Origin of the sequence: Streptomyces longisporus (assembly GCF_039532765.1) — a bacterium.
Classification (GTDB): domain Bacteria; phylum Actinomycetota; class Actinomycetes; order Streptomycetales; family Streptomycetaceae; genus Streptomyces; species Streptomyces longisporus.
Window position 1 is genome coordinate 172286 of the sequence record NZ_BAAASG010000024.1, and the last position, 19221, is coordinate 191506.

Sequence of the window (19221 nt, forward strand, 5' to 3'; positions counted from 1 at the left end):
CGTGGCTGCCCGCAACACGGCCCGCAAGCGCGCCTTCCAGATCCTCTTCGAGGGCGACCAGCGCGGCGCCGACGTCCTGACGGTCCTCGCGGACTGGATCCGGCTGTCCCGGGACGACACCCGGCAGCCGCCGGTCAGCGAGTACACGATGCAGCTGGTCGAGGGCTACGCGAAGCACGCGAAGCGCATCGACGAGCTGATCGCGCAGTACTCGGTCGGCTGGACGCTCGACCGGATGCCGGTCGTGGACCGCAACGTCCTGCGTCTCGGCGCCTACGAGCTGATCTGGGCCGACGAGATCCCGGATGCCGTCGTGCTGGACGAGATGGTGCAGCTGGCGAAGGAGTTCTCCACCGAGGAGTCGCCCGCGTTCGTCAACGGCCTGCTGGGCCGGCTCAAGGAGCTGAAGCCCTCACTGCGCCGCGACGAGGCGTAAGAGGCAGGTATCGCCAGGGGGCCCGCAGCGTGACTGCTGCGGGCCCCCTGGCGTTGCCGTGCCTGCATGGTCCTCGAGGGCCGCAGAAAGCCGCCGGGGTGGCCGGAACCGTGTAGTTCCGGCCACCCCGGCGGCACGTTTCTGCTCAGGGCGGTCAGCCCATGTCAGGCGTCCTCGTGGGCGACCGCGCGGCGCGCGTCCGCGTCCAGCACGCCCCAGCTGATCAGCTGCTCGGTGAGGACCGAGGGGGACTGGTCGTAGATGACGGCGAGTGTGCGCAGGTCGTCCTGGCGGATCGACAGCACTTTGCCGTTGTAGTCACCGCGCTGCGACTGGATCGTCGCCGCATAGCGCTGCAGCGGGCCCGCCTTCTCGGCCGGCACGGTCGCCAGCCGCTCCAGGTCCAGGACCAGCTTCGGCGGCGGCTCGGCGGCGCCGCCCGGGGTGGTGCCCGGCAGGAGCTCCTGCACCGGGACCCCATAGAAATCCGCCAGTTCGGCGAGGCGCTGTACGGTCACGGCACGGTCGCCGCGCTCGTACGAACCGACCACGACCGCCTTCCAGCGTCCCTGACTCTTCTCCTCGACACCGTGGAGGGAAAGGCCCTGCTGGGTGCGGATGGCCCGGAGCTTGGCCCCGAGCTGTTTGGCGTATTCGCTGGACATATAGCTCCCCGGACACTGTGTCGACGCGGCTGCAGAGGTTCCGAGCCGCGCGTCTGGTAACTCACTGTGAGGTTACGCAGCGTGACTCTTCTGCGTCAAGCCGAATGGTCCACACCGACTCTTCCGTGGCCGCGGTGGCCGATTACGCCATGGGGGTGATCAGGGGCGCCGCCCGGGCCTGCTACCGTGGATGGCGCAAATCCGACGTCCTTTAAGGTCCGTCCCGTGAGGCGGAGAAGGAGGTCCGTTTCGTATGGACAAGCAGGACACATCCGGGAATCCGGCGTCCGATGCGCGGCCGGTTCTCGAAGGCCCCGACATCGCGCGGGTGCTGACCCGCATCGCCCACGAGATCGTCGAGCGCGCCAAGGGCGCCGACGACGTGGTGCTCCTCGGCATTCCGACCCGAGGGGTCTTCCTTGCCCAGCGGCTCGCCGCCAAGCTGGAGGAGATCACCGACCGGAAGATCCCGGTCGGTTCGCTCGACATCACCATGTACCGCGACGACCTGCGCATGCATCCGCCGCGTGCGCTGGCCCGGACCGAGATCCCCGGTGACGGCATCGACGGCCGCCTGGTCGTCCTCGTCGACGACGTGCTCTTCTCCGGTCGCACCATCCGCGCGGCCCTGGACGCCCTGAACGACATCGGGCGTCCGCGCGCGGTGCAGCTCGCCGTCCTCGTCGACCGCGGCCACCGCGAACTGCCCATCCGCGCCGACTACGTCGGCAAGAACCTCCCCACGTCGCTGCGGGAGACGGTCAAGGTCCAGCTCGCCGAGGAGGACGGTCGCGACACCGTGCTGCTCGGTGCGAAGCCGGCCGCCCCGGGCGAGCAGCAGTAGCACTCGGCCGTACGACTCCGAGTGCGCAACTGCGCGCCCGTATGCCCGAAATCTCCCTGAACTGCCTTACGGAGCCTGACAGATGCAGCGTCATCTCATCTCGGCCGCCGACCTCACCCGCGACGACGCCGTCCTGATCCTCGACACCGCCGAGGAGATGGCCCGGGTCGCCGACCGGCCGATCAAGAAACTGCCGACCCTGCGCGGCCGTACCGTGGTGAACCTCTTCTTCGAGGACTCCACGCGCACGCGTATCTCCTTCGAAGCCGCGGAGAAGCGCCTGTCCGCGGACGTCATCAACTTCACCGCCAAGGGGTCGAGCGTCTCCAAGGGCGAGTCCCTGAAGGACACCGCCCAGACCCTGGAGGCCATGGGCGTCGACGCCGTGGTCATCCGGCACGGCGCCTCCGGGGCCCCCTACCGCCTCGCCAACTCCGGCTGGATCGACGCGGCCGTCATCAACGCCGGCGACGGCACCCACCAGCACCCCACCCAGGCCCTGCTCGACGCGTTCACCATGCGCCGCCGCCTGGTCGGCCGGGACGCCGGGATAGGGCAGGACCTGTCCGGCAAGCGGATCACGATCGTCGGCGACGTGCTGCACAGCCGGGTCGCCCGCTCCAACGTCGACCTGCTGCACACGCTGGGCGCCGAGGTCACCCTCGTCGCGCCGCCCACGCTGGTGCCGGTCGGCGTCGAGACCTGGCCCTGCGAGGTGTCCTACGACCTCGACTCCACCCTGACCAAGTCCGACGCGGTGATGATGCTGCGCGTGCAGCGAGAGCGCATGAACGCCGCGTTCTTCCCGACCGAGCGCGAGTACTCGCGGCGCTACGGCCTCGACGGAGACCGGATGGCGCGGATGCCCGAGCACGCCATCGTGATGCACCCCGGCCCGATGGTCCGCGGCATGGAGATCACCGCCGAGGTCGCCGACTCCGAGCGCTGCACCGTCGTCGAGCAGGTCGCAAACGGAGTCTCCATCCGGATGGCCGTTCTGTATCTGCTGCTCGGTGGAAACGAGCCCGCCGTCACCCACACCCGCCCCACCGGTTCCGAGGAGAAGTAAGCACAGATGAGCAAGATCCTGATCCGTGGTGCGAAGGTGCTCGGCGGCGAGCCGCAGGACGTGCTGATCGACGGCACGACGATCGCCGAGGTGGGCGTCGGTCTCAGTGACGAGGGCGCCGAGGTCGTCGAGGCGGCCGGCAAGGTGCTGCTGCCGGGGCTGGTCGACCTGCACACCCATCTGCGCGAGCCGGGCCGCGAGGACTCCGAGACGGTGCTGACCGGCACGCGCGCGGCGGCGAGCGGCGGCTACACGGCCGTGTTCGCCATGGCCAACACCTTCCCGGTCGCCGACACCGCCGGCGTCGTCGAGCAGGTCTACCGGCTCGGCCAGGAGCACGGCTACTGCGATGTGCAGCCCATCGGCGCCGTCACCGTCGGCCTGGAGGGCAAGAAGCTCGCCGAGCTGGGCGCCATGCACGAGTCGGCCGCCGGTGTCACCGTCTTCTCCGACGACGGCAAGTGCGTCGACGACGCCGTGATCATGCGCCGGGCGCTGGAGTACGTGAAGGCCTTCGGCGGGGTCGTCGCCCAGCACGCGCAGGAGCCGCGGCTGACCGAGGGCGCCCAGATGAACGAGGGCATCGTCTCCGCCGAGCTGGGCCTCGGCGGCTGGCCCGCGGTGGCCGAAGAATCGATCATCGCCCGGGATGTCCTGCTCGCCGAGCACGTCGGCTCCCGCGTCCACATCTGCCATCTGTCGACCGCCGGGTCCGTCGAGATCGTCCGCTGGGCCAAGTCCCGCGGCATCGACGTCACCGCCGAGGTCACCCCGCACCACCTGCTCCTCACCGACGAGCTGGTGCGGACGTACAACCCGGTCTACAAGGTGAACCCGCCGCTGCGCACCGAGCGCGATGTCCTCGCCCTGCGTGAGGCGCTCGCCGACGGCACGATCGACATCGTCGCCACCGACCACGCACCGCACCCGCACGAGGACAAGGACTGCGAGTGGGCCGCCGCCGCCATGGGGATGGTCGGCCTGGAGACCGCGTTGTCAGTGGTGCAGGAGACCATGGTGGACACCGGGCTGATCAACTGGGCCGAGGTCGCCGACCGCATGTCCTTCACGCCCGCCCGGATCGGGCAGGCCAAGGGACACGGGCGTCCCGTCTCGGCTGGTGAGCCCGCCAACCTCACGCTCGTCGACACGCAATACCGTGGGTCCGTGGACCCCGCGGGCTTCGCCTCGCGCAGCCGCAACACTCCGTACGAGGGGCGTGAGCTGCCGGGCCGTGTCACGCACACGTGGCTCCGGGGCAAGGCCACGCTCGTCGACGGGAAGCTCACGTGACATCTGTAATCCTGCTCGCAGCCGAGAAGAAGTCGGCCGAGGTCACCGACTGGGCCGCCCGGATCGGCTGGCTCGTCGGGCTCGCCCTGTTCATCGCGCTCGTCTACTGGCTGATGCGCGAGGGCTGGAAGTGGCGCGGCACGCTCCAGGGTGACCTGCCGGAGCTGCCCGGCGCGCCGGACGAGCCGGGCGAGGCGAGACTGACGATGAGTGGCCGCTATCACGGCTCCACCACCGCCGGGCAGTGGCTGGACCGCATCGTCGCGCACGGCCTCGGCACCCGCAGCCGGGTCGAGCTCACCCTGACGGACGGGGGACTGGATGTCGTACGCCCCGGTGCGAGCGATTTCTTCGTCCCGGCCGCGCAACTGCGCGAGGCCCGGCTCGACAAGGGCATCGCCGGCAAGGTCCTGACCGAAGGCGGGCTGCTCGTGGTGACCTGGGCGCACGGCGAACGGCTGATCGACTCCGGCTTCCGCTCGGACCGCGCGGCCGAGCACACCGAATGGGTCGAGGCCCTGAACCTGATGATCAACAAGACGGAAGGCGCACGATGACAACCTCCACCAGGGGAGCCGCCAAGGTTCCCGCCGTACTCGTCCTGGAGGACGGCCGGATCTTCCGCGGTCGCGCCTACGGGGCCGTGGGGGTGACCTTCGGCGAGGCGGTCTTCTCGACCGGCATGACCGGCTACCAGGAGACCCTGACCGACCCCTCGTACCACCGCCAGGTCGTCGTGATGACCGCCCCGCACGTCGGCAACACCGGCGTCAACGACGAGGACCCGGAGAGCAAGCGGATCTGGGTCGCCGGATACGTCGTGCGCGACCCCGCGCGCGTGCCGTCCAACTGGCGCTCCCGCCGCTCGCTCGACGAGGAGCTGCGCCACCAGGGCGTCGTCGGGATCTCCGGCATCGACACGCGCGCGCTCACGCGTCATCTGCGCGAGCGCGGGGCCATGCGGGTGGGCATCTTCTCCGGCAACGCGCTGCCCGACGAGGGCACCATGCTCGCCGAGGTCCGCCAGGCCCCCGAGATGAAGGGCGCCGACCTCTCCGCCGAGGTCGCCACCAAGGAGGCGTACGTCGTCCCGGCGATCGGTGAGAAGAAGTTCACCGTGGCTGCCATCGACCTCGGCATCAAGGGCATGACCCCGCACCGCATGGCCGAGCGCGGCATCGAGGTGCACGTGCTGCCCGCCACCGCGACCGTCGAGGACGTGTACGCCGTCAACCCCGACGGTGTGTTCTTCTCCAACGGTCCCGGTGACCCGGCCACCGCCGACCACGCCGTCTCCGTCATGCAGGGCGTGCTGGAGCGCAGGACCCCGCTGTTCGGCATCTGCTTCGGCAACCAGATCCTGGGCCGCGCGCTCGGCTTCGGCACGTACAAGCTCAAGTACGGCCACCGCGGCATCAACCAGCCGGTGCAGGACCGCACGACCGGCAAGGTCGAGGTCACCGCGCACAACCACGGTTTCGCCGTGGACGCGCCGCTCGACAAGGTCAGCGAGACGAAGTTCGGGCGGGCGGAGGTCTCCCACGTCTGCCTGAACGACGACGTGGTGGAGGGCCTCCAGCTGCTCGACCAGCCCGCCTTCAGCGTCCAGTACCACCCCGAAGCGGCCGCCGGCCCGCACGACGCCGCCTACCTGTTCGACCGCTTCGTAACCCTGATGGAGGGCCAGCGTGCCTAAGCGCACCGATATCCAGTCCGTCCTGGTCATCGGCTCCGGCCCGATCGTCATCGGCCAGGCCGCCGAGTTCGACTACTCCGGCACCCAGGCGTGCCGCATCCTGCGCGCCGAAGGCCTGCGGGTCATCCTCGTCAACTCCAACCCGGCGACGATCATGACCGACCCGGAGATCGCCGACGCCACGTACGTCGAGCCGATCACCCCGGAGTTCGTCGAGAAGATCATCGCCAAGGAGCGCCCCGACGCGCTCCTGCCCACCCTGGGCGGCCAGACGGCCCTCAACACGGCCATCTCGCTGCACGAGGCGGGCACCCTCGACAAGTACGGCGTCGAGCTGATCGGCGCCAATGTCGAGGCCATCAACAAGGGCGAGGACCGTGACCTCTTCAAGGAGGTCGTCGAGGCCGTCCGCCAGAAGATCGGGCACGGCGAGTCCGCCCGCTCGGTCATCTGCCACTCCATGGACGACGTCCTCGCGGGCGTCGAGACGCTCGGCGGCTACCCGGTCGTCGTCCGCCCCTCCTTCACCATGGGCGGCGCCGGCTCCGGCTTCGCGCACGACGAGGAGGAGCTGCGCCGCATCGCAGGCCAGGGCCTCACGCTCTCGCCGACCACCGAGGTGCTCCTGGAGGAGTCCATCCTCGGCTGGAAGGAGTACGAGCTGGAGCTGATGCGCGACAAGCACGACAACGTCGTGGTCGTCTGCTCCATCGAGAACTTCGACCCCATGGGCGTGCACACCGGCGACTCGATCACCGTCGCGCCCGCGATGACGCTGACCGACCGCGAGTACCAGATCCTGCGCGACATCGGCATCGCGGTCATCCGCGAGGTCGGCGTCGACACCGGTGGCTGCAACATCCAGTTCGCGGTCAACCCCGAGGACGGCCGCGTGATCGTCATCGAGATGAACCCGCGCGTGTCGCGGTCCTCGGCGCTCGCCTCCAAGGCGACCGGCTTCCCGATCGCCAAGATCGCCGCCAAGCTGGCCGTCGGCTACACCCTCGACGAGATCCCGAACGACATCACCCAGGAGACGCCGGCCTCCTTCGAGCCGACGCTCGACTACGTGGTCGTGAAGGCCCCGCGGTTCGCCTTCGAGAAGTTCCCGCAGGCCGACTCCACGCTGACCACCACCATGAAGTCGGTCGGCGAGGCCATGGCGATCGGGCGCAACTTCACCGAGGCCTTCCAGAAGGCGCTGCGCTCGCTGGAGAAGAAGGGCAGCCAGTTCACCTTCGTCGGCGACCCCGGCGACAAGGCACAGCTGCTCGAAGAGGCCGTCCGCCCGACCGACGGCCGGATCAACACCGTCATGCAGGCCATCCGCGCCGGCGCCACCCAGGAGGAGGTCTTCGAGTACACGAAGATCGACCCCTGGTTCGTCGACCAGCTCTTCCTCATCAAGGAGATCGCGGACGAGCTCGCCGAGGCGCCCGAGCTGACCCGAGAGCTGCTGGCCGAGGCCAAGCGGCACGGCTTCTCCGACCAGCAGGTCGCCGAGATCCGCGGCCTGCGCGAGGACGTCGTGCGCGAGGTCCGGCACGCGCTGGGCATCCGCCCGGTCTACAAGACGGTCGACACCTGCGCCGCCGAGTTCGCCGCGAAGACGCCGTACTTCTACTCCTCCTACGACGAGGAGACCGAGGTCGCACCCCGCGAGAAGCCCGCGGTCATCATCCTGGGCTCCGGCCCCAACCGCATCGGCCAGGGCATCGAGTTCGACTACTCCTGCGTCCACGCCTCCTTCGCGCTGAGCGACGCGGGCTACGAGACGGTGATGGTCAACTGCAACCCGGAGACCGTCTCCACGGACTACGACACCTCCGACCGCCTGTACTTCGAGCCGCTGACGCTGGAAGACGTGCTGGAGATCGTCCACGCCGAGCAGCAGGCGGGCCCGGTGGCGGGCGTGGTGGTCCAGCTCGGCGGCCAGACCCCGCTGGGCCTCTCGCAGGCGCTGAAGGACAACGGCGTGCCGATCGTGGGCACCTCGCCGGAGGCCATCCACGCCGCCGAGGACCGCGGCGCCTTCGGGCGCGTGCTCGCCGAGGCCGGACTGCCGGCCCCCAAGCACGGCACCGCCACCACCTTCGCCGAGGCCAAGGCCATCGCCGACGAGATCGGCTACCCGGTCCTGGTGCGACCCTCGTACGTACTCGGCGGACGCGGCATGGAGATCGTCTACGACGAGACCCGGCTGTCGACCTACATCGCCGAGTCGACCGAGATCAGCCCCTCCCGGCCGGTCCTCGTCGACCGCTTCCTCGACGACGCCATCGAGATCGACGTCGACGCGCTCTACGACGGCCAGGAGCTCTACCTCGGCGGTGTCATGGAGCACATCGAGGAGGCCGGCATCCACTCCGGCGACTCGGCCTGCGCCCTGCCCCCGATCACCCTCGGCGGCTTCGACATCAAGCGGCTGCGCGCCTCCACGGAGGCCATCGCCAAGGGCGTCGGCGTCCGCGGTCTGATCAACATCCAGTTCGCGATGGCCGGGGACATCCTCTACGTCCTGGAGGCCAACCCGCGCGCCTCCCGCACCGTCCCCTTCACCTCGAAGGCCACCGCGGTGCCGCTCGCGAAGGCCGCCGCCCGGATCTCGCTGGGCGCGACCATCGCCGAACTGCGCGCCGAGGGCCTGCTGCCGGCGAACAGCGACGGCGGCGAGCTCCCGCTCGACGCGCCGATCTCCGTCAAGGAGGCCGTCATGCCGTGGTCCCGCTTCCGGGACATCCACGGCCGCGGCGTCGACACCGTCCTCGGCCCGGAGATGCGCTCCACCGGCGAGGTCATGGGCATCGACTCCGTCTTCGGCACGGCGTACGCCAAGTCGCAGGCGGGCGCCTACGGCCCGCTGCCCACCAAGGGCCGGGCGTTCATCTCGGTCGCCAACCGCGACAAGCGCTCGATGATCTTCCCGGCGCGCGAACTCGTCGCCCACGGCTTCGAGCTGCTCGCCACCTCCGGCACCGCCGAGGTCCTCAAGCGCAACGGCATCAACGCCACCGTCGTGCGCAAGCAGTCCGAGGGCACCGGCCCGAACGGCGAGAAGACCATCGTCCAGCACATCCACGACGGCGAGGTCGACCTCATCGTCAACACCCCGTACGGCACCGGCGGCCGCCTCGACGGCTACGAGATCCGTACGGCGGCCGTGGCGCGTTCGGTGCCGTGCCTGACGACGGTGCAGGCGCTCGCCGCAGCCGTCCAGGGCATCGACGCCCTCAACCACGGCGACGTGGGCGTCCGTTCGCTCCAGGAACACGCGGAACACCTGACCGCGGCCCGCGACTAGCAGCCCTGAGGGGGACACCGGAAACGGTGTCCCCCTCTTCATGAGGCTCGTCGACGCTTCAAGAGGACACCGACATGTACAAGCTTTTCTTCCGTCTGGTTTTCAAACGGATGGACCCGGAGCAGGCCCACCACCTGGCCTTCCGCTGGATCCGCCTCGCCGTCCGCATCCCCGTGCTGCGCACCTTCGTCGCCGCCGCCCTCGCGCCCCGCTACAAGGAGCTGCGTACGGAGGCCTTCGGGCTGCGGATGCACGGGCCCTTCGGGCTCGCCGCCGGCTTCGACAAGAACGCGGTCGCGATCGACGGCATGTCGATGCTCGGCTTCGACCACGTCGAGATCGGCACGGTCACCGGGGAGGCACAGCCCGGCAACCCCAAGAAGCGCCTGTTCCGGCTCGTGAAGGACCGTGCGCTGATCAACCGCATGGGCTTCAACAACGAGGGCTCGCTGGCCGTCGCGGCCCGTCTCGCGTCCCGTGAGCCGGTTTTCAGGACCGTCGTGGGCGTCAACATCGGCAAGACCAAGATCGTCCCCGAGGCGGAGGCCGTCGCCGACTACGTGAAGTCGACCGAGCGGCTGGCACCGTACGCCGACTACCTGGTCGTGAACGTCTCCTCCCCGAACACGCCCGGCCTGCGCAACCTGCAGGCCACCGAGGCGCTGCGGCCGCTCCTGAGCGCCGTCCGCGAGGCCGCCGACCGTATCGTCGCCCACCGCCGGGTGCCCCTCCTGGTGAAGATCGCGCCCGACCTCGCGGACGAGGACGTCGACGCGGTCGCCGACCTGGCCGTCGAGCTCGGCCTGGACGGGATCATCGCCACGAACACCACCATCGCGCGCGAGGGCCTCGGTCTGAAATCAGAACCCTCGCTGGTGAAGGAGACCGGCGGACTGTCCGGCGCTCCCCTGAAGGCCCGCTCCCTGGAGGTGCTGCGCCGCCTCTACGCGCGCGTGGGCGACCGCATCACGCTCGTGGGCGTCGGCGGCATCGAGAACGCCGAGGACGCCTGGCAGCGCATCCTGGCCGGCGCCACGCTGGTACAGGGCTACAGCGCCTTCATCTACGAAGGGCCCTTCTGGGGCCGTGCCATCCACAAGGGCCTCGCCGCCCGCCTGGGCACCAGCCCGTACGCCACCCTCGCCGACGCGGTCGGCGCCGACGTGAGGAAGACGGCATGAGCTCTCTCGAACCCTTCGGCGCACGCCTTCGCCGCGCCATGGACGAGCGCGGGGCGCTCTGCGTCGGCATCGACCCGCACGCCTCCCTGCTGGCCGAGTGGGGCCTGAACGACGACGTCGCCGGTCTGGAGCGGTTCAGCCGCACGGTCGTCGAGGCGATGGCCGACCGGGTCGCCGTGCTCAAGCCGCAGAGCGCGTTCTTCGAGCGCTTCGGCTCGCGCGGCATCGCGGTCCTGGAGAAGTCGGTGGCTCAGGCGCGGGCGGCCGGAGCGCTGGTGGTGATGGACGCCAAGCGCGGCGACATCGGCTCGACCATGGCGGCGTACGCCGAGACCTTCCTGCACAAGGACTCCCCGCTCTTCTCGGACGCGCTCACCGTCTCGCCCTATCTCGGCTACGGCTCCCTCTCCCCGGCCGTCGCGCTCGCCCGGGAGAGCGGCACCGGTCTGTTCGTGCTCGCGCTGACCTCAAACCCGGAGGGCGGCGAGGTGCAGCACGCGGTGCGCACCGACGGACGGAACATCGGGGCGACGATGCTGGGGCACCTCGCCGCCGAGAACGCGGGGGAGGAGCCCCTGGGGTCGTTCGGGGCCGTCGTCGGCGCCACGCTGGGCGACCTGTCGTCGTACGACCTGGACATCAACGGGCCGCTCCTGGCACCCGGCATCGGCGCCCAGGGCGCGACCGCGGCCGACCTTCCCGCCGTCTTCGGCAGCGCGGTCCGCAACGTCGTGCCGAACGTCAGCCGGGGGGTGCTGCGGCACGGTCCCGACGCCGGGAGGCTGCGGGCGGCTGCGGAGCGCTTCGCGGAGGAGATCAGGGCCGCGGTGGGAGCCGTATGAGGCTTTCGCGACGGTCGTAGCGGGTGTTCGAGGCGCTCGCGCGAGTCCTCCGATGAGTGCTTGCCGGGTGCTTCCGGGCCCGCTTGAGTCTGAATACATCCTCAAATCCGGGGCATTATGTCCTAAATGTCCGGCCTGACAGAGGCTGACCAGGACTTTTCCGCTGTTCTCGCTGACTCTGGCGCGCTCGCCCGCTAGTCTCCGACGAGAGTCAAAGGGCAAGCGTGTTGCTCGTGGCTCCCCAGGTGTGGGGCGACTAGGTTCCTCACCGGTCCGTATCCGACAGTTCGACATCCGAGGTGACGTAGGCGTGGCTCTTCCGCCCCTTACCCCTGAACAGCGCGCAGCCGCGCTCGAAAAGGCCGCCGCGGCTCGCCGGGAGCGGGCCGAGGTCAAGAATCGACTCAAGCACTCCGGCGCCTCCCTGCACGAGGTCATCAAGCAGGGCCAGGAGAACGACGTCATCGGCAAGATGAAGGTCTCCGCCCTGCTCGAGTCCCTGCCTGGCGTGGGCAAGGTCCGCGCCAAGCAGATCATGGAGCGTCTGGGCATCTCCGAGAGCCGCCGGGTACGCGGCCTCGGTTCCAACCAGATTGCTTCCCTGGAGCGTGAGTTCGGCAGCACCGGCTCCTGAGTCCGGCCGCTGCGGACCGGGGGTCCCGGGCACTCCGGGATTGCTGGAATAATCGCTGCATGGCTGCAACATTCCGGGGGACGACCCCCGAGCCCCCGGACGTACGTCCGCGGCTGACCGTGCTCTCCGGCCCCTCCGGGGTCGGCAAGAGCACGGTCGTCGCTCATATGCGCAAGGAACACCCCGAGGTCTGGCTCTCGGTGTCGGCGACGACCCGCAGGCCCCGCCCCGGCGAGAAGCACGGAGTCCACTACTTCTTCGTCACCGACGAGGAGATGGACAAGCTGATCGCCAACGGCGAGCTGCTGGAGTGGGCCGAGTTCGCCGGCAACCGCTACGGCACGCCGCGTGCGGCCGTGCTGGAGCACCTGGAGGACGGCGTCCCGGTCCTCCTGGAGATCGACCTCCAGGGCGCCCGGCAGGTCCGCGAGACCATGCCGGACGGCCGGCTGGTGTTCCTGGCTCCGCCCTCGTGGGAGGAGCTCGTGCGCAGACTCACCGGCCGGGGGACCGAGCCGCCAGAGGTGATCGAGCGCCGTCTCGACGCAGCCAAGATCGAGCTGGCGGCCGAGCCGGAGTTCGACATGACCTTGGTCAACACCTCCGTCGAGGACGTGGCTCGCGAGCTGCTAGCCTTGATGGATGTCCTGTGATCACGAGTGATGTGATCACGACCGATCTTTTCCCATCCATCGGAAGGTAGAGCGTGTCCTCTTCCATCTCCGCGCCCGAGGGCATCATCAACCCGCCGATCGACGAGCTCCTCGAGGCCACCGACTCGAAGTACAGCCTCGTGATCTACGCGGCCAAGCGTGCCCGCCAGATCAACGCGTACTACTCGCAGCTCGGCGAGGGCCTCCTCGAGTACGTCGGTCCGCTCGTCGACACCCACGTCCACGAGAAGCCGCTCTCGATCGCCCTGCGCGAGATCAACGCCGGTCTGCTGACGTCCGAGGCCATCGAGGGCCCGGCGCAGTAGTACTTTCGTATTGCAGTTGGCTTTTCCACAGGCCCGACAGCGCGACTGTCGGGCCTGTGGTGTGTGATGGAGTCGTTGATGGACTCGTATGGTGCCGAGCCGGGGAGAGACGGTGGACAAGCCCAAGGTCGTGCTGGGGGTCAGCGGTGGCATCGCCGCCTACAAGGCCTGTGAGCTGCTGCGCAGACTGAGCGAGTCCGGCCATGACGTACGCGTGGTGCCCACCGCCTCCGCGCTGCACTTCGTCGGCGCCGCCACCTGGTCCGCCCTCTCCGGCAACCCCGTCTCCACGGAGGTCTGGGACGACGTCCACGAGGTCCCGCACGTCCGCATCGGGCAGCACGCCGATCTTGTCGTCGTCGCCCCGGCGACCGCCGACATCCTCGCCAAGGCCGCCCACGGCCTGGCCGACGACCTGCTCACGAACACGCTCCTGACCGCCCGCTGTCCCGTCGTCTTCGCACCCGCCATGCACACGGAGATGTGGGAACACCCGGCCACCCAGGAGAACGTGGCCACGCTGCGCCGCCGCGGCGCCCTCGTCATCGAACCGGCCGTCGGCCGTCTGACCGGCGTCGACACCGGCAAGGGCCGCCTGCCCGACCCGACGGAGATCTACGCGATCTGCCGCCGCGTGCTGTCCCGAGGCGTCACCGAACCCGACCTCAAGGGGCGGCACGTCGTCGTCAGCGCCGGCGGCACCCGCGAACCCCTGGACCCGGTGCGCTTCCTCGGCAACCGCTCCTCCGGCAAGCAGGGCTACGCCCTCGCCCGCACCGCGGCCGCGCGCGGCGCCCGCGTCACGCTCATCGCCGCGAACACCGGCCTGCCGGACCCGGCGGGCGTGGACGTCGTCCAGGTGGGCACGGCCGTGCAGCTGCGCGAGGCGGTGCTGAAGGCGACCCCGGACGCGGACGCCGTCGTCATGGCCGCAGCGGTGGCGGACTTCCGGCCGCAGAACTACGCGGCCGGGAAGATCAAGAAGAAGGACGGCCAGGACCCGGAGCCCATCGTGCTGGTACGGAATCCGGACATCCTCGCGGAGATCTCGGCGGAGCGCGCCCGCCCCGGACAGGTGATCGTCGGCTTCGCCGCGGAGACCGACGACGTCCTCGCCAACGGCCGCACCAAGCTGGAGCGCAAGGGCTGTGACCTCCTCGTGGTGAACGAGGTGGGGGAGCGCAAGACCTTCGGCTCCGAGGAGAACGAGGCAGTGGTGCTGGGCGCCGACGGCAGCGAGACCCCCGTGCAGCACGGGCCGAAGGAACATCTGGCCGAAACTGTCTGGGACCTGGTGGCGGAGCGGCTTCACTGAATGTTTCATTCGCTTCTCGGTCCCCTCAAACCTCTGCGACAAGGGCGTGGCAACCCTGGCCAAGGCCGCTCGGAATTGGGCAGAATGCCCGTGCCGCAGGTCACAGCACTCCCGAGGGGCGAGATAGGGGGGTCGGTGACCGAGCACGACCGATAAACTGTTCTCGGACGACCACGGGCGCAGCCTCCGGGCCGTCCGCCAATGATCAGCCAGCAGCCGCTGCAACCCCAGGGAGCGTTGTGTCCCGTCGCCTGTTCACCTCGGAGTCCGTGACCGAGGGTCACCCCGACAAGATCGCTGACCAGATCAGCGACACCATTCTCGACGCGCTTCTGCGCGAGGACCCGACCTCCCGGGTCGCCGTCGAGACGCTGATCACCACCGGCCTGGTGCACGTCGCCGGTGAAGTCACCACCAAGACCTACGCGCCGATCGCCCAGCTGGTGCGCGAGAAGATCCTCGAGATCGGCTACGACTCCTCGAAGAAGGGCTTCGACGGCGCCTCCTGCGGTGTCTCGGTGTCCATCGGCGCGCAGTCCCCGGACATCGCTCAGGGTGTCGACACGGCATACGAGTCCCGGGTCGAGGGCGACGAGGACGAGCTGGACCGCCAGGGCGCCGGCGACCAGGGCCTGATGTTCGGTTACGCGACCGACGAGACGCCCACCCTGATGCCGCTGCCCATCTTCCTGGCGCACCGGCTGGCGAACCGGCTGTCCGAGGTCCGCAAGAACGGCACCATCCCCTACCTGCGCCCCGACGGCAAGACGCAGGTCACCATCGAGTACGACGGCGACAAGGCCGTCCGCCTCGACACCGTCGTCGTCTCCTCGCAGCACGCGAGCGACATCGACCTGGAGTCGCTCCTCGCCCCCGACATCCGCGAGTTCGTCGTCGAGGCCGAGCTGAAGGCGCTCCTGGACGACGGCATCAAGCTCGACACGGACAGCTACCGTCTGCTGGTCAACCCGACCGGCCGCTTCGAGATCGGCGGCCCGATGGGCGACGCCGGCCTCACCGGCCGCAAGATCATCATCGACACCTACGGCGGCATGGCCCGCCACGGCGGCGGCGCCTTCTCGGGCAAGGACCCGTCCAAGGTCGACCGCTCCGCCGCGTACGCGATGCGCTGGGTGGCGAAGAACGTGGTCGCCGCGGGCCTCGCCTCCCGCTGCGAGGTGCAGGTGGCGTACGCCATCGGCAAGGCCGAGCCCGTCGGTCTGTTCGTGGAGACGTTCGGCACCGCCAAGATCGACCACGAGAAGATCGAGAAGGCGATCGACGAGGTCTTCGACCTCCGTCCGGCCGCGATCATCCGTGACCTCGACCTGCTGCGACCGATCTACGCCCAGACGGCGGCGTACGGCCACTTCGGCCGTGAGCTGCCCGAGTTCACCTGGGAGAAGACGGACCGCGTGGACGCGCTGCGCAAGGCGGCGGGGCTGTAGGCTCCGCTGTTCTTCACCGGGCCCGGCTCCCTCGGGGAGCCGGGCCTCGGTGCGTTCCGGTCGTAAATCGCTCGCCCGCCGTGCAGGTCGCTGCCTACGCTGATCATCTCCCGGTGCGATGGCCGCGGTTCCTTCGGTGGAGTGCGCTTCGTGCGCGCGGTGATTCTGGAAACGTATGCCGCTGCCGTGCCGATCTCGGGAGAGCCGACGTGGTCCGGTGCGATGGTTGCGGATACTTCTGGGTTGACCCCTCGCAGGTTCGAATCCTGCTGCCGGTCTTGGACCGGTATGGCCGAGCGGCCCAAGGCGGAGGCGCCTGACGGCGTTCGTGATCCGCGGCCGGGGTGATCTCGGGCGGCGTCGGTTGTCAGTGGCGTTTGGTAAGAATGCAAGCGTGAGCAGCGAGAACGGGCGGACGGACGGCCGGGCGGAGGGTGCGCCGCCCGAGCAGCTTGCGCTCATCAGGGAGAGCGTGCGCAAGGCCGAGGTGCCCAGGGCCAAGCCGCGGACCTGGCGGGGGGCCGCGCTGGCCAAGGAGCTGCCGGTCGCCCGGGTGCTGGTCGACAAGGGAGTGCTGCACCTTGACCGGTACTTCGACTATGCGGTGCCGGAGGAGCTCGATGCGGATGCTCAGCCCGGGGTGCGGGTGCGGGTGCGGTTCGGGGCCGGGCGGCATCGCGTGCGGGAAGGGCGGCGCGAGGGCGGCGGGCTGATCGACGGGTTCCTCGTCGAGAGGCTTGCCGAGTCCGACTACTCCGGTCCGCTTGCCGCGTTGGCCCAGGTCGTGTCTCCCGAGCGGGTGTTGAGCGAGGAGTTGCTGGGGCTGGCCCGGGCCGTTGCCGATCGGTATGCGGGCAGTCTTGCCGATGTGCTCCAGCTCGCCGTGCCGCCGCGCAGCGCGCGGGCCGAGCAGCGGCCCTCGCCCGAGCCGCTGCCGCCGCCGGCGATGCCGGAGGCGGCGTCCTGGGCGCGGTACGAGCGGGGCGCCGCGTTCTTGGAGTCGCTCGCGTCGGGGGGAGCGCCGCGGGCGGTGTGGAATGCGCTGCCGGGGCCCGAGTGGAGCGACGAGCTGGCGCGGGCCGTGGCGGCGACACTGGTCTCCGGGCGCGGTGCGCTCGTGGTGCTGCCCGACGGGCGGGCGGTCGCCCGGGTCGACGCGGCGCTGACCGCGCTGCTGGGGGAGGGGCGGCATGCGGTGCTCACCGCCGACGCCGGCCCCGAGAAGCGGTACCGGGAGTGGCTCGCCGTGCGGCGGGGCGCCGTCCGGGCGGTCATCGGGACACGGGCCGCCATGTTCGCCCCGGTTCAGGATCTCGGCCTCGTCGCCATCTGGGACGACGGGGACGACAGCCACAGCGAGCAGCACGCACCGCAGCCGCATGCGAGGGAAGTGCTGCTGCTGCGGGCTGCCCTGGACAAGTGCGCATTCCTGCTGGGCAGTTGGAGCTGCACCGTCGAGGCGGCGCAGCTGGTCGAGAGCGGCTGGGCCCGGCCGCTCGTCGCCGGGCGGGAACAGGTGCGGGGCGCCGCGCCGCTGGTGCGGACCGTGGGGGACGCGGATCTCGCGCGGGACGAGGCGGCCCGGGCCGCCCGGTTGCCGACCCTCGCCTGGCAGGCGGTGCGGGAGGGGCTGCGGCAGGGGCCGGTGCTGGTGCAGGTGCCCCGGCGGGGTTACGTCCCTCGGATGGCGTGCGCCAACTGCCGGGCGCCCGCGCGGTGTCGGCACTGCTCCGGCCCGTTGGAGGGGCAGGAGTCCGGGGCCGCGCTGCGGTGCGGGTGGTGCGGGCGGGACGAGAGCGGCTGGCACTGTCCGGAGTGCGGCGGATTCCGGCTGCGGGCGCAGATCGTGGGGGCGCGGCGCACCGCCGAGGAGTTGGGGCGGGCGTTTCCCGCCGTTCCGGTGCGGACCTCCGGGCGTGAGCATGTGCTGGACACCGTGCCGGGTGCGCCCGCGCTGGTCGTGAGCACACCGGGGGCCGAGCCCGTCGCCGAGGGCGGCTATGCGGCGGCCCTGCTGCTGGACGGCTGGGCGATGCTCGGCCGCCCCGACCTACGCGCCGGCGAGGACGCGCTACGGCGATGGCTCGCGGCCGCCGCCCTCGTGCGGCCCCAGGGTGCCGGCGGCACGGTGGTGGTCGTCGCCGAGCCGACTCTGCGGCCCGTACAGGCGCTGGTGCGGTGGGATCCCGTCGGACATGCGGTGCGGGAGCTCGCCGAGCGGGCCGAGCTGGGCTTTCCGCCGGTGTCACGGATGGCGGCGGTGTCCGGGGACGGCGAGGCGGTCGCCGAATTCCTGCGCACGGCCGAACTGCCCCGGGAGGCAGAGGTGCTGGGACCCGTGCCACTGCCGGTCACGGCAGCGGGCCGGCCGCGCCGGGTGGGGGCGCCTCCGCCCGGGGAGCACTGGGAGCGGGCACTCGTTCGCGTACCGCCCGGGCGCGGAGCCGCGCTGGCCTCGGCACTGAAGGCCGCGCAGGCCGCGCGGATGGCACGCGGGGCCGCCGAGGCCCTGGTCCGGGTGCGGATCGATCCGCCTGACATCGGGTGAGGGTGGTACGGCGCCGGGGTCACTGGACCGCGAGTCCAGCGGCCGGGTGCCCTGTGCGGCTGAAGGGCGGTGCAACCGCGTGACGTCGGTGAGATCGCCGGACAGCGGCTGAGGCCGAGTGGCTCGGGTCGGGTGTGGCCGTCGGACATTGGGCAAAGCTGTGGGACGTTCGGTGGGACCGCCCGGCAGCGGGGGAACGGCCTGAGAGCTCCCGCTGCGGGTGTGGCTGCCCGCCTCGGACCGAGTGGGCCCCTTTCCGGAGGCGCGCCCCACCCCGCCCCCGATTCGTTTCCCGACATGCAACTGCCCTCCCGGGGCCGGGAGGGCAGGGGGAGAGGTGGTTCAGCCGTTGCGCGGGCCGGGGAAGGCTGTGGGCCTGGCCTCGTCGCGGAGGGACGGGCTGCCGGCCGTCGGCTGGGTCGGCATGGAGCGTGCGGCGGGGACCGTCGGCACCGTCGGGATGCCGGTGTTCACGCTGACCGTCCGCGAGCCCGCCGGCTCGGTGGCCCGCTCGGTCTCGGCGGCCGCCTGGGCCGCGGCGCGACGGGCACCGTAACGGCGGTGCACCGCCTGCTTGGTGACTCCGAGTGCGGAACCCACCGCGTCCCACGAGAAGCCGAGGGAGCGGTCGAAATCGACCGCAGCCGTGACGAGTGTCTCGACACTGTCCCGCAGCTCCTGCGCGAGACGGACCGTCGGGGCGGGAGCGCGCCCGTACACGACGAAGCCCGTGGAGGGGCCGGAGCGGCGCGGGCGGTAGACATTCCCCAACTGCGCCGTGAGCGTGCGCAGTGCGTCCACCTGCCGGCGGACCCGCTCGATGTCCCGCACCAGCAAGTGCAGGCTGGCCCGAGCCTGGGCGTCGTGGGTTGCGTGGTCGGCCATGAACAAGCCTCTCGAACCGGCGTTGAAAAGGATCCGGGCCGCGCGATTGCGGCCCGTTGTGGTCAACTCTTTCTTGACCAACGTG

Annotated in this window: 17 protein-coding genes; 15 read left to right on the forward strand and 2 right to left on the reverse strand. The window is 70.5% G+C overall.

Features of this window, described 5'->3' with window-relative positions:
• The first annotated feature begins 1 nt into the window (after position 1).
• Positions 2 to 436, forward strand: coding sequence for a transcription antitermination factor NusB (gene nusB / locus ABD355_RS38685; RefSeq protein WP_344405787.1), 435 nt, complete (start codon positions 2 to 4; stop codon positions 434 to 436).
• A 164-nt stretch (positions 437 to 600) separates the two neighbouring features.
• Here the strand turns inward: nusB and bldD are convergent, their stop codons facing one another.
• Complete coding sequence (gene bldD, locus ABD355_RS38690; protein WP_099927449.1) at positions 601 to 1101, reverse strand: transcriptional regulator BldD; 501 nt, start codon at positions 1099 to 1101, stop codon at positions 601 to 603.
• Between the two features lie 253 nt (positions 1102 to 1354).
• Here bldD and pyrR point away from each other — a divergent pair, with 253 nt between their 5' ends.
• The 14 genes from pyrR (at position 1355) to ABD355_RS38760 (ending at position 18251) form a co-directional block, all read left to right on the forward strand.
• Positions 1355 to 1945: a bifunctional pyr operon transcriptional regulator/uracil phosphoribosyltransferase PyrR gene (gene pyrR, locus ABD355_RS38695; protein WP_344405788.1), complete on the forward strand. Its 591-nt coding sequence runs from the start codon at positions 1355 to 1357 to the stop codon at positions 1943 to 1945.
• A gap of 82 nt (positions 1946 to 2027) precedes the next feature.
• Positions 2028 to 3014: an aspartate carbamoyltransferase catalytic subunit gene (locus ABD355_RS38700; protein ID WP_344405789.1), complete on the forward strand. Its 987-nt coding sequence runs from the start codon at positions 2028 to 2030 to the stop codon at positions 3012 to 3014.
• Between the two features lie 6 nt (positions 3015 to 3020).
• Positions 3021 to 4307: a dihydroorotase gene (locus ABD355_RS38705; RefSeq protein ID WP_344405790.1), complete on the forward strand. Its 1287-nt coding sequence runs from the start codon at positions 3021 to 3023 to the stop codon at positions 4305 to 4307.
• Positions 4304 to 4864, forward strand: a complete 561-nt coding sequence (locus ABD355_RS38710) for a PH-like domain-containing protein (RefSeq protein ID WP_344405792.1) — start codon at positions 4304 to 4306, stop codon at positions 4862 to 4864. The genes ABD355_RS38705 and ABD355_RS38710 overlap by 4 nt, the downstream gene beginning before the upstream one ends.
• Entirely contained in the window at positions 4861 to 6003 is a 1143-nt protein-coding gene (gene carA / locus ABD355_RS38715; RefSeq protein WP_344405793.1) for a glutamine-hydrolyzing carbamoyl-phosphate synthase small subunit, read from the forward strand. The genes ABD355_RS38710 and carA overlap by 4 nt, the downstream gene beginning before the upstream one ends.
• Entirely contained in the window at positions 5996 to 9304 is a 3309-nt protein-coding gene (gene carB, locus ABD355_RS38720; protein WP_344405794.1) for a carbamoyl-phosphate synthase large subunit, read from the forward strand. Before carA ends, carB begins: the two co-directional genes overlap by 8 nt.
• A 74-nt stretch (positions 9305 to 9378) precedes the next feature.
• Positions 9379 to 10485: a quinone-dependent dihydroorotate dehydrogenase gene (locus ABD355_RS38725; RefSeq protein ID WP_344405795.1), complete on the forward strand. Its 1107-nt coding sequence runs from the start codon at positions 9379 to 9381 to the stop codon at positions 10483 to 10485.
• Positions 10482 to 11327 (forward strand): orotidine-5'-phosphate decarboxylase, encoded by an 846-nt coding sequence (gene pyrF / locus ABD355_RS38730; RefSeq protein WP_344405796.1) that lies wholly within the window; start codon positions 10482 to 10484, stop codon positions 11325 to 11327. The genes ABD355_RS38725 and pyrF overlap by 4 nt, the downstream gene beginning before the upstream one ends.
• Before the next feature lie 310 nt (positions 11328 to 11637).
• Entirely contained in the window at positions 11638 to 11961 is a 324-nt protein-coding gene (locus ABD355_RS38735; RefSeq protein ID WP_003977346.1) for an integration host factor, read from the forward strand.
• Positions 11962 to 12020: 59 nt separating this feature from the next.
• Positions 12021 to 12614 carry a guanylate kinase gene (gene gmk, locus ABD355_RS38740; RefSeq protein ID WP_344405798.1) on the forward strand — a complete coding sequence of 198 codons (594 nt, stop codon included), beginning with the start codon at positions 12021 to 12023 and terminating at the stop codon, positions 12612 to 12614.
• A gap of 53 nt (positions 12615 to 12667) precedes the next feature.
• The gene (gene rpoZ / locus ABD355_RS38745) at positions 12668 to 12940 is read left to right on the forward strand and encodes a DNA-directed RNA polymerase subunit omega (protein ID WP_003977348.1); all 273 of its coding nucleotides are present in this window, start codon (positions 12668 to 12670) and stop codon (positions 12938 to 12940) included.
• Positions 12941 to 13052: 112 nt separating this feature from the next.
• Positions 13053 to 14255, forward strand: coding sequence for a bifunctional phosphopantothenoylcysteine decarboxylase/phosphopantothenate--cysteine ligase CoaBC (coaBC, locus tag ABD355_RS38750; protein ID WP_344405799.1), 1203 nt, complete (start codon positions 13053 to 13055; stop codon positions 14253 to 14255).
• A 239-nt stretch (positions 14256 to 14494) separates the two neighbouring features.
• Positions 14495 to 15703, forward strand: coding sequence for a methionine adenosyltransferase (gene metK, locus ABD355_RS38755; RefSeq protein ID WP_344405800.1), 1209 nt, complete (start codon positions 14495 to 14497; stop codon positions 15701 to 15703).
• Between the two features lie 394 nt (positions 15704 to 16097).
• The gene (locus ABD355_RS38760; RefSeq protein WP_344405802.1) at positions 16098 to 18251 is read left to right on the forward strand and encodes a primosomal protein N'; all 2154 of its coding nucleotides are present in this window, start codon (positions 16098 to 16100) and stop codon (positions 18249 to 18251) included.
• Between the two features lie 342 nt (positions 18252 to 18593).
• Here ABD355_RS38760 and ABD355_RS38765 read toward each other — a convergent pair whose 3' ends face one another.
• Positions 18594 to 19136, reverse strand: coding sequence for a hypothetical protein (locus ABD355_RS38765; RefSeq protein ID WP_099927436.1), 543 nt, complete (start codon positions 19134 to 19136; stop codon positions 18594 to 18596).
• Between the last annotated feature and the right edge of the window lie 85 nt (positions 19137 to 19221).

Bases quoted from the DNA above. Each gene is read 5' to 3' on its own strand.
- ABD355_RS38765 (WP_099927436.1), bottom strand. From the start codon at position 19,136: ATGGCCGACCACGCAACCCACGACGCCCAGGCTCGGGCCAGCCTGCAC.
- pyrR (WP_344405788.1), top strand. From the start codon at position 1,355: ATGGACAAGCAGGACACATCCGGGAATCCGGCGTCCGATGCGCGGCCG.
- ABD355_RS38725 (WP_344405795.1), top strand. From the start codon at position 9,379: ATGTACAAGCTTTTCTTCCGTCTGGTTTTCAAACGGATGGACCCGGAG.
- pyrF (WP_344405796.1), top strand. From the start codon at position 10,482: ATGAGCTCTCTCGAACCCTTCGGCGCACGCCTTCGCCGCGCCATGGAC.
- gmk (WP_344405798.1), top strand. From the start codon at position 12,021: ATGGCTGCAACATTCCGGGGGACGACCCCCGAGCCCCCGGACGTACGT.
- carA (WP_344405793.1), top strand. From the start codon at position 4,861: ATGACAACCTCCACCAGGGGAGCCGCCAAGGTTCCCGCCGTACTCGTC.
- bldD (WP_099927449.1), bottom strand. From the start codon at position 1,101: ATGTCCAGCGAATACGCCAAACAGCTCGGGGCCAAGCTCCGGGCCATC.
- ABD355_RS38700 (WP_344405789.1), top strand. From the start codon at position 2,028: ATGCAGCGTCATCTCATCTCGGCCGCCGACCTCACCCGCGACGACGCC.
- ABD355_RS38705 (WP_344405790.1), top strand. From the start codon at position 3,021: ATGAGCAAGATCCTGATCCGTGGTGCGAAGGTGCTCGGCGGCGAGCCG.